The organism is Bacillus sp. B2-WWTP-C-10-Post-4 (assembly GCF_009183805.1).
Classification (GTDB): domain Bacteria; phylum Bacillota; class Bacilli; order Bacillales; family Bacillaceae_G; genus Bacillus_A; species Bacillus_A cereus.
On sequence record NZ_WEII01000128.1, the window covers coordinates 1 to 10,209 of the forward strand.

Consider the following 10,209-nt stretch of genomic DNA (forward strand, 5'->3'; position numbering starts at 1 on the left):
CGGACTTTGACTCCGTCATGCGCTGGTTCGAATCCAGCTAGCCCAGCCATTTACGAGCCATTAGCTCAGTTGGTAGAGCATCTGACTTTTAATCAGAGGGTCGAAGGTTCGAGTCCTTCATGGCTCATCATTTTTGCGGAAGTAGTTCAGTGGTAGAATACAACCTTGCCAAGGTTGGGGTCGCGGGTTCGAATCCCGTCTTCCGCTTAATTAATAAGGGGCCTTAGCTCAGCTGGGAGAGCGCCTGCCTTGCACGCAGGAGGTCAGCGGTTCGATCCCGCTAGGCTCCATCTAAATAAAAAAGCTTACATCATATGATGTAAGCTTTTTTTGTTTTTAAAAAGACAACTTTTATACTTGTCGTTTAAAATGAAGAAAACGTAAAAATAAGGGATGGGGAGATAATTGTGAAAGTTGTTATTGCATCTGATTCATATAAAGAAAGCCTAAAAGCTATAGAAGTATGTGGAGCTATTGAAAGAGGTTTTAGAGCAATTTTTCCTAATGCAGAGTATGTGAAAATACCAATTGGAGATGGAGGAGAAGGGACGGTTGAATCACTTGTTGATGCTACAGGGGGGAGAATTATATCAATTAGTGTGACAGGACCGCTTAGAGAAGGTATACAAGCTTTTTATGGCATTTCTAAAGATAAAAAGACAGCGTTTATTGAAATGGCAGCAGCATCAGGATTACAGCACGTTCCAGTTGAAAAGCGTAACCCACTTATTACAACGACAAAAGGAACAGGAGAACTTATATTACATGCGCTAGATCAAGGAGTGGAGTACATAATTTTAGGACTTGGAGGAAGTGCTACAAATGATGGTGGGGCAGGTATGTTAGCAGCTTTAGGAGTAAGATTTATAAATGACAAGGGTGAAGTAATAGATCCATCTGGAGGCACATTACATTCGATTGTTGCTATTGATTTTTCACGAATGGACCCCCGCTTAAAGGGGGTAAAGATAGAAGCGGCATGTGATGTGGATAATCCATTAGTCGGAATGCAGGGAGCATCTTTCATATTTGGGAGACAAAAGGGTGCAAATGTAGAGATGATGAAAGAGCTAGATGAGAATTTACAACATTATGCGAATATGCTTAAACGATATGTATCTTTTGATGTATCTGAAATACCTGGTGCAGGGGCAGCGGGAGGAATGGGAGCGGCTGTTATTTCAGTGTTAAAGGGAGACTTGCGGAGGGGCATTGAAATTGTATTAGATTATACAAATTTCGATAAACATATAGAAGATGCAAATCTCATTATAACTGGTGAAGGTAGAATAGATAAACAAACTGCATATGGAAAGGCTCCTGTGGGTGTTGCGGGGCGTGCAAAACGTTTTTCTGTGCCTGTAATTGCTCTTGGAGGGTCTGTATCATCTGATTATTCAGCTGTGTACGAGAAAGGAATAGATGCGGTATTTAGTATTACAACGAGACCGATGACACTAGAAGAAGCATATAAAGTAGCAGAAGAAAATATTGAAATGACAACAAAAAATATTGCAATAGTATGGAAAATAGCATCAGAAAAACACTTCTAAATGTAGGAGTGTTTTATTATTATTATTTAATAATAGTGATTGCGATTGTTTCATTAAGTTAACTTTATACATAGAATAGTCTTGAAATTTGGTTTTCAGTATGAATATAAGTGAATAAATTGTATATCCATACAGAAAAATGTCGAGTTGAGTCAGACTATATAAAAGATTTAAAATATTTAGTGAAGGCATAAAAGGGGGATACTATCTATGAAAAAAGAAATCTCAGTTATTGGAGTTCCAATGGATTTAGGACAGATGCGTCGTGGAGTTGATATGGGACCGAGCGCGATCCGTTATGCAGGGGTAATTGAAAGAATTGAAGAAATTGGATATGACGTTAAAGATATGGGAGATATATGTATAGAGAGAGAAAAAGAGATAGATGAAAATACAAAATTAAGAAACCTTACACAAGTTGCAACTGTATGTAATGAATTAGCAAGTAAGGTGGATCATATTATAGAAGAAGGTCGTTTTCCACTTGTATTAGGTGGTGACCATAGTATTGCTATCGGTACATTAGCTGGTGTAGCAAAACATTATAAAAACTTAGGCGTTATTTGGTATGATGCACACGGTGATTTAAATACAGAGGAAACTTCACCATCTGGAAATATTCATGGTATGTCACTTGCAGCAAGTTTAGGTTATGGACATTCTTCACTTGTAGATTTATACGGAGCATATCCAAAGGTGAAAAAAGAGAATGTCGTAATTATCGGTGCGCGTGCATTGGATGAAGGAGAAAAAGATTTCATTCGCAATGAAGGTATTAAAGTGTTCTCAATGCATGAAATTGATCGTATGGGGATGACGGCTGTTATGGAAGAAACAATCGCATATTTATCTCATACTGATGGTGTACACTTATCATTAGATTTAGACGGTCTTGATCCTCATGATGCACCAGGTGTTGGAACGCCTGTAATTGGCGGTCTATCTTATCGTGAAAGTCATTTGGCGATGGAAATGTTAGCAGAAGCTGATATTATCACATCTGCTGAATTTGTTGAGGTAAATACGATTTTAGATGAGAGAAATAGAACGGCAACAACAGCAGTTGCTTTAATGGGTTCTTTATTCGGTGAAAAACTAAAATAAATGTAAGAAAAGCAACTGAGAAGTTGCTTTTTTTATTTGAAAATAGGCGTATAATAATGATTTATATTATACTGTACAATAAAAATGTTTGACATCTTACCAATTTGAGCTAAAGGGGGTTGTTTGTAATTGTCGTTTGTTTCATGTATGGTATAATTAACTAGTTGTTGGAAATACATACAGATAGAGCATAAAACAATATTTCAATATATGGATAGAATTGCTCGTAAGTAGGAGGAAGGGATAGCATGCCTTTTGAAGATACGACCATTTTGAAATATCTTAGTACGGCATTAGATATTGCCATTGTATGGTTTATTATATATAAGCTAATTCTTATAATCCGAGGGACGAAAGCTGTTCAACTTTTAAAAGGGATTACAGTTATTATCGTCGTTAAGATGATCAGTATTTTCCTTGAATTGCGTACGCTATCTTGGCTAACTGAACAAGTATTAACGTGGGGATTTTTAGCCGTTATTATTATCTTTCAGCCAGAATTGCGAAGAGCACTTGAGCAGCTAGGGCGCGGAAGTTTATTTTCGCGTGTTGGAACGCATGAGGATGATGAACCTGAAATGGTTGCAACAGCGATAGCAAAAGCAACCGAATATATGGGGAAACGTAGAATTGGTGCATTAATTACTTTGTCAAAAGAGACCGGTATGGGTGATTATGTGGAAACGGGTATTCCGCTGAATGCAAACGTATCATCGGAATTACTTATTAATATTTTTATTCCAAATACACCTCTTCATGACGGAGCGGTAATTATGCAAGGAAGTACAATTAAAGCAGCAGCATGCTATCTTCCATTATCAGAAAGTCCGTTTATTTCTAAAGAATTAGGAACTAGACATCGTGCTGCAATGGGAGTTAGTGAAGTTACTGATAGTATTACAGTAGTTGTGTCTGAAGAAACTGGTCAAATTTCTTTAACGAAAAATGGTAAGTTGCATCGTGATTTGAAGACAGAACAGCTGAAGGATATGTTATTAGCTGAATTTAGTGGAAACGAAAAAACGACTTCTTCGTCTTTATGGAATTGGAGGAGAAAGCGTCATGGATAAGTTAATGGAGAATCATTGGTTTTTAAAAGGGATCTCATTACTATTGGCGTGTATGCTTTTTATGTCAGCGACGTTAACTGAAAAAAATACGACATCAGGTATATTACCTTTTGCAAATGATACGAAAGAAACATTAACTAATTATGCTATTAATCTTAAGTATGATGAGGAGAAATATATTGTAAGTGGTATTCCGGCAGAGGGCGTTAAAGTAAAATTAGAAGGCCCAAAAGCATCAGTTGCTACAGCAAAAGCAAAAAAACAATTTGACATACCGGTTGATTTGCGAGATAGTCCAAAAGGAACTTATGAGATTTCTTTAAAAACGAACGGGCTTCCAGATGATGTGAAAGGAACAGTTCAGCCATCAACAATTAAAGTTACTCTTCATGAAAAGGCGAGAAAATATGTTCATGTAGATCTGAAATTATCAAATGAGGATCAGATGCCAGCGGGGGCTACTCTAGAAAAATCAAGCCTTAAACCGGATACTGTTGAGGTAGTTGGGACGAAAGAAGAAATTGAAAGCATTTCATCTGCCAAAGCGTATGTTGATTTAAAAGGTGTTAATAAAACTGTTACAAAAACGCCCGAAGTTACATTATACAATAAAGAAGGAAAACGTTTAAATGTAAGAACAAGTCCATCTAAGATTAGTGTAACGTTGAATGTGGCAACGCAAAATACAGCCAATAATACTGAAAAAACTGTTCCTGTAACGTATACGAAGAAGGGGAGTTTAGCAGAAGGATTGGCGGTTACAAATATCAGTGTTGAACCGAGAGAAGTAACGATAGCTGGTCCAAAAGATATTTTGGATAATATACAATCGCTAGAGGGGGTCGAAGTAGATCTTAGTCAATTGACAGAGTCTACAACATTCGATGCCTCTGTTTTATTACCCAAGGGCGTAACAAGTGCCAAACCGAATCAAGTGAAGGTTTCGGTGGGAGTGCAAAAAACAAAACAAACGAAAACAAAAACGATTGATGGTATCCCAATCCAGAAAAATGGACTTTCTAAAGATGTTACTGCTCAGCTACTTTCGCCGCAAGATGGAAAGATAAGTGTTGATATTTCAGGAGAAGCAAGTATAGTAGATAAAATAACAGCTGCTCAAATAACAGCGGTAATTAATCTGCAAAATGTATCTCCAGGAACGAAAGATATTTCAATTCAAGTGAGTGGTCCTGGTAATATTTCAATAGAGCCAAAACAAAAAAGTGCTAAAGTTACTATTGTGAAGAAAGAAAAACCAGATAAAGAAGTACAGGGTAACGGTCAACAACCGGATTCAAACACCGATCAAGAAAATCAAAATGAGAAACCAAAAAATCCTGAACCTGATTCAGAAAAAGAACAGGAAAAGAATCAAAACCAAAATCAAAATCAAAATCAAGATAAAGATAAAGAAACGAGTCAAGAACCAACAGTAGATAATCACAATCAAAAAGAGCAAGAAAAAGGAGCGAATCATAATGGGTAAATATTTTGGTACAGATGGAGTACGCGGAGTTGCAAATAAGGAGTTAACACCTGAATTAGCTTTCAAAATTGGACGTTTTGGTGGTTATGTATTAACAAAAGATACAGATCGTCCAAAAGTAATTATTGGTCGTGATACACGTGTATCTGGCCATATGTTAGAAGGAGCTTTAGTAGCAGGGCTATTATCAACTGGAGCAGAAGTAATGCGCCTTGGCGTTATTTCTACACCGGGCGTTGCTTATTTAACAAAAGCACTAGACGCACAAGCGGGTGTTATGATTTCTGCATCTCATAATCCAGTACAAGATAACGGTATTAAATTCTTTGGTTCAGACGGCTTTAAATTAACAGATGAGCAAGAAGCTGAGATTGAAGCTTTATTAGACAAAGAAGTTGATGAACTACCACGTCCGACAGGTACTAATCTTGGACAAGTGAGTGATTACTTTGAAGGTGGACAAAAATATTTACAGTACATTAAACAAACTGTTGAAGAAGATTTCTCTGGCCTACATATCGCTTTAGATTGTGCACATGGTGCAACTTCTTCTCTTGCTCCATACTTATTTGCAGACCTAGAAGCTGATATTTCAACGATGGGAACTTCTCCAAATGGTATGAATATTAATGAGGGTGTAGGATCTACACATCCAGAAGGCTTAGCTGAATTGGTAAAAGAAAAAGGTGCGGATATCGGACTTGCTTTTGATGGCGATGGCGACCGTTTAATTGCTGTAGACGAAAAAGGAAACATCGTTGACGGTGATCAAATTATGTTCATTTGTGCGAAGTACATGAAAGAAACTGGTCAATTAAAACATAATACAGTTGTTTCAACTGTTATGAGTAACTTAGGTTTCTACAAAGCACTTGAAGCAAATAATATTACAAGTGATAAAACAGCAGTTGGTGACCGCTACGTAATGGAAGAAATGAAGCGCGGAGGTTACAACCTAGGTGGAGAACAATCAGGCCATATTATCTTACTTGATTACATTACAACTGGTGATGGAATGTTAAGTGCACTTCAACTTGTAAACATCATGAAAATGACGAAAAAGCCATTATCTGAGCTTGCAGGGGAAATGACGAAATTCCCACAATTGCTAGTAAACGTTCGTGTAACAGATAAAAAATTAGCATTAGAAAATGAAAAAATTAAAGAAATTATTCGTGTTGTAGAGGAAGAAATGAACGGTGATGGCCGTATTCTTGTTCGCCCATCTGGAACAGAGCCACTTATTCGTGTAATGGCAGAAGCACCAACACAAGAAGTTTGTGATGCATATGTACATCGCATTGTAGAAGTTGTGAAAGCCGAAGTTGGCGCTGAATAATTAGCTGAATTTATATGAAAAAGGAGCACAAAAAGTGCTCCTTTTTCATATGTTTTATAGACGATGAAAAAAATTTCATTGACGGTTTATCCATGTTTGTTATAAGATGGTCTTGTTCTTTTTCTCAAAGGAAATATTGTAAATTATAAAAGCGCCAGAACTACAAATAGTGTAGTTGACGAGGTGGGGTTTATCGAGATTTCGGCGGATGACTCCCGGTTGTTCATCACAACCGCAAGCTTTTACTTAAATCATTAAGGTGACTTAGTGGACAAAGGTGAAAGTGTGATGAGAGAAGAGGAACGGATGAAAACTAGCTGTATAAGTATATACGGACTTAAACCCAATCGAGAGGAAGGTGAAAGCCGTTACAAGCTTACAGGGCTAGCAATATGTAATCCGTTTTTTAGTATAAATAAAAATGGTATCGGACTATGTCGTTACATGTTCGCAGAGCAGTGTAAGCATTTGTAACGGCGACTAAACATGTGTGGAATCGTAGGATTTATTGGAGAGCAAGATGCAAAGGAAATTTTATTAAAAGGTTTAGAAAAGCTAGAATATCGTGGATATGATTCAGCAGGTATTGCAGTACAAGCAGAGAACGGTGTTGTTGTATACAAAGAAAAAGGCCGTATCGCAAAACTTCGTGAAATCGTAGATGAGAACGTAGCAGCAAGCGTAGGTATCGGACACACACGCTGGGCTACACACGGTGTTCCAAGTAAAGTAAACGCGCATCCGCATCAAAGTACATCAAAACGCTTTACATTAGTTCATAACGGTGTAATTGAAAACTATGAATTAGTGAAAAAGGAATATTTACAAGATGTAACGTTCGTAAGTGAAACAGATACAGAGGTTATCGTACAGCTTATGGAACAACAAGTGAGCACAGGATTAAGTGTAGAAGAAGCGTTCCGTAATACGCTATCTCTTTTACATGGCTCTTATGCAATCGGATTACTTGATGCTGAAAATCCAAACATGATTTATGTTGCTAAAAACAAAAGCCCGCTATTAGTAGGTGTTGGTGACAACTTTAATGTTGTGGCAAGCGACGCTATGGCGATGTTACAAGTTACAGATCAATTCATTGAGTTAATGGATAAAGAAATCGTAATCGTAACGAAAGAAAGTATTACAATTAAAAACTTACAAGGTGAAACGATTGAACGTGCACCGTTTACAGCGGAATTAGACGCAAGTGATATTGAAAAGGGAACATATCCTCATTTCATGCTTAAAGAAATCGATGAGCAACCACTTGTAATCCGTAATATAATTCAAAAGTATCAAGATGAAAATGGCGAAATTGAATTAAATCAAGACATCCGCAATGCGATTTTAGATAGCGATCGTATTTACATCATTGCATGTGGAACGAGTTATCATGCAGGTCTTGTTGGAAAACAATTTATCGAGAAGTTTGCAAAAATGCCAGTTGAAGTACACGTGGCAAGTGAATTCTCTTACAACATGCCATTATTAACAGAAAGACCATTCTTCATTTACATTTCACAAAGTGGTGAAACAGCTGATAGCCGTGCAGTACTTGTACAAACAAATGAAATGGGGCATAAAGCATTAACAATTACAAACGTGCCTGGTTCTACGCTTTCTCGTGAAGCTGATTATACACTTCCGTTATACGCTGGACCAGAAATTGCAGTTGCATCAACGAAAGCTTACACAGCACAGCTTGCAGTACTTTCAATTTTAGCGGCTGATATTGCTAAAGCAAAAGGTGAAGTTCTTGATTTCGATTTAACACACGAACTAGGACTTGTAGCAAATGCAATGATAGAACTTTGTGATCAAAAAGAAGAAATGGACGCATTAGCAAAACAATTTTTAGCAACAACGCGTAACTGTTTCTTCATCGGCCGTAGCGTAGACTTCTACGTAGGATTAGAAGGTGCGTTAAAACTAAAAGAAATCTCTTACATCCAAGCAGAAGGATTCGCTGGAGGAGAGTTAAAACACGGTACAATCGCTTTAATTGAAAATGGTACACCAGTTATTGCACTTGCTACACAAGAGCACGTAAACCTTGGAATTCGTGGTAACGTGAAAGAAGTAGTAGCACGCGGGGCTAACCCATGTATCATCTCAATGAAAGGCTTAGAAATGGAAGGTGACAGCTTCGTATTACCAGCTGTACACGAAGCGCTAGCACCGCTAGTAGCAGTTATTCCATTACAACTTATCTCATACTACGCAGCACTTCACCGCGAGTGTGACGTTGATAAGCCACGTAACTTAGCTAAGTCTGTTACTGTTGAGTAGGAGATTGGTAGGTTAATAAATATAGTTATGCGTTTGAAATAAATTTTGATAGTTTATAAAAAAGTCTGATCGTTTATAATAAATTAAAACTAAGAAAAGAACTCTGTAAAAATCATTTTACAGAGTTCTTTTAGTTATTTATTGTTTTACATAACAAATTGTTACTTGTTCGTCTATGTGGAAAATCTGTAATGCTTTACCATCTAAATTTTTAACCTCATATGATGAATAAATAGGTCTTTCCAATTTCACTTCTTGACCATTTTGAGTTCCTTTTTCCACCATTAGCGTTAACTGATGGGAAGAAACGTCTGCTTGGTATGTTCCTGTTAAGTAATTATCTTTATTTGGATAAGAACCATTTGCATATGTTTCAAATGTCTTATCTGCTTTTAGGACTAACGTAGTTTTGACTCCGTCTCCGTAATCAATACCCCAATTACCTACAAGCTCTGTACCGTCTTTATAGTTGTTCTGTACATTCTTAAACTTAGCCGAATCCTCGTCTGGTGTATCAATTTTTCCTTTGAATATACCAGTTTTATTTTGGGTACTGTATGTTTTAACTGTATTACCACTAGATAAACTCGGTGAGTTAGAAGAACTAGTACCACTTGTTGTAGAAGTAGTTGTTGAACTACCCTTAGCTTCCGCTTTTAACTTATCAAATACAGGTTTCCAAATGCGTTTTGCTTCATCTAATTTATTGTTTGCTTTATCTATGATTGCATCATCCGTATCTTTAAGTGTTTTAGAGTAATCAAATAATTTCGATACTTCTTTGAAAGATTCTTTTAACTTTTGAACAGCTTTTACAATTTCCTTATGATCTTCCTTATATTTTCCTGGTGCATCTATACGCTCTATTTTATTAAATACTTTATCTAAGTCTTTAATACTATCTCGTACCTCTTCATTTGACTTACTTCCCTTTTTATTATCCCTCACAGAAGCATCATAGTAATCTAGACGTCTTAATAAGTCTTCTTCAATGTCTACCATAAGTTGTGGGTAATCCTCAGGTAAAACCATAATCATCTTAACATCTTTACTTTCTTCTTTTGAGTTAGTTGATTTTTCCTTTGTTTCAGATGATTTACCTTCTGTCTTAGTTTCTTTACTTTCTTGTTTACCAGATTCAGTATTTGTTTTTTCTTTTTCTCCAAATAAATTAGTTACACTACAAGCTGACATAGAAACTACTAATCCGGATGCTAGTAAAATTTTACCTGTACTCTTTTTGAAATTCTTCATATGATTTTTCAATTCTCCCTCTAAAAACATAAAATAGATGTGCTTTAGCCCCTTTAAAACTAAAAAACATACCCCTTCTATATTTATTTTATAATACCTGTCTATGTATAATAT

At 36.6% G+C, this 10,209-nt stretch carries 8 protein-coding genes and 3 tRNA genes; 10 read left to right on the plus strand and 1 reads right to left on the minus strand.

Annotated features, from left to right (window positions below):
* Positions 1 to 54 precede the first annotated feature (54 nt).
* The 10 genes from GBN78_RS26165 to glmS all read left to right on the plus strand — a co-directional run bounded on the left by GBN78_RS26165 (position 55) and on the right by glmS (position 8,841).
* A tRNA-Lys gene (locus tag GBN78_RS26165) sits at positions 55 to 127 on the plus strand.
* A gap of 8 nt (positions 128 to 135) precedes the next feature.
* Positions 136 to 207, plus strand: a tRNA-Gly gene (locus GBN78_RS26170).
* Positions 208 to 217: 10 nt separating this feature from the next.
* Positions 218 to 290, plus strand: a tRNA-Ala gene (locus GBN78_RS26175).
* 117 nt (positions 291 to 407) lie between these two features.
* A complete protein-coding gene (locus tag GBN78_RS26180) occupies positions 408 to 1,553 on the plus strand; it encodes a glycerate kinase (RefSeq protein ID WP_070183487.1) in 1,146 nt (381 codons plus the stop codon).
* Positions 1,554 to 1,763: 210 nt separating this feature from the next.
* Positions 1,764 to 2,657 (plus strand): arginase, encoded by an 894-nt coding sequence (gene rocF / locus GBN78_RS26185; RefSeq protein WP_000711563.1) that lies wholly within the window; start codon positions 1,764 to 1,766, stop codon positions 2,655 to 2,657.
* A 248-nt stretch (positions 2,658 to 2,905) separates the two neighbouring features.
* The gene (gene cdaA, locus GBN78_RS26190) at positions 2,906 to 3,727 is read left to right on the plus strand and encodes a diadenylate cyclase CdaA (protein WP_001115697.1); all 822 of its coding nucleotides are present in this window, start codon (positions 2,906 to 2,908) and stop codon (positions 3,725 to 3,727) included.
* Positions 3,720 to 5,213 carry a CdaR family protein gene (locus GBN78_RS26195; RefSeq protein ID WP_061140065.1) on the plus strand — a complete coding sequence of 498 codons (1,494 nt, stop codon included), beginning with the start codon at positions 3,720 to 3,722 and terminating at the stop codon, positions 5,211 to 5,213. The genes cdaA and GBN78_RS26195 overlap by 8 nt, the downstream gene beginning before the upstream one ends.
* Entirely contained in the window at positions 5,206 to 6,552 is a 1,347-nt protein-coding gene (gene glmM / locus GBN78_RS26200) for a phosphoglucosamine mutase (RefSeq protein ID WP_000521476.1), read from the plus strand. Before GBN78_RS26195 ends, glmM begins: the two co-directional genes overlap by 8 nt.
* Before the next feature lie 288 nt (positions 6,553 to 6,840).
* Complete coding sequence (locus GBN78_RS26205; RefSeq protein ID WP_001206405.1) at positions 6,841 to 7,026, plus strand: hypothetical protein; 186 nt, start codon at positions 6,841 to 6,843, stop codon at positions 7,024 to 7,026.
* Positions 7,027 to 7,038: 12 nt separating this feature from the next.
* Positions 7,039 to 8,841 (plus strand): glutamine--fructose-6-phosphate transaminase (isomerizing), encoded by a 1,803-nt coding sequence (gene glmS, locus GBN78_RS26210; protein ID WP_000334163.1) that lies wholly within the window; start codon positions 7,039 to 7,041, stop codon positions 8,839 to 8,841.
* 138 nt (positions 8,842 to 8,979) lie between these two features.
* Here glmS and GBN78_RS26215 read toward each other — a convergent pair whose 3' ends face one another.
* On the minus strand, positions 8,980 to 10,107 hold the full coding sequence (locus GBN78_RS26215) for a DUF3994 domain-containing protein (RefSeq protein WP_076775315.1): 1,128 nt from the start codon (positions 10,105 to 10,107) through the stop codon (positions 8,980 to 8,982).
* Between the last annotated feature and the right edge of the window lie 102 nt (positions 10,108 to 10,209).

What these genes read in the sequence shown, in the direction of transcription:
- glmM (WP_000521476.1), top strand. Translation starts at nt 5,206, where the DNA reads ATGGGTAAATATTTTGGTACAGATGGAGTACGCGGAGTTGCAAATAAG.
- glmS (WP_000334163.1), top strand. Translation starts at nt 7,039, where the DNA reads ATGTGTGGAATCGTAGGATTTATTGGAGAGCAAGATGCAAAGGAAATT.
- GBN78_RS26205 (WP_001206405.1), top strand. Translation starts at nt 6,841, where the DNA reads ATGAGAGAAGAGGAACGGATGAAAACTAGCTGTATAAGTATATACGGA.
- rocF (WP_000711563.1), top strand. Translation starts at nt 1,764, where the DNA reads ATGAAAAAAGAAATCTCAGTTATTGGAGTTCCAATGGATTTAGGACAG.
- cdaA (WP_001115697.1), top strand. Translation starts at nt 2,906, where the DNA reads ATGCCTTTTGAAGATACGACCATTTTGAAATATCTTAGTACGGCATTA.
- GBN78_RS26195 (WP_061140065.1), top strand. Translation starts at nt 3,720, where the DNA reads ATGGATAAGTTAATGGAGAATCATTGGTTTTTAAAAGGGATCTCATTA.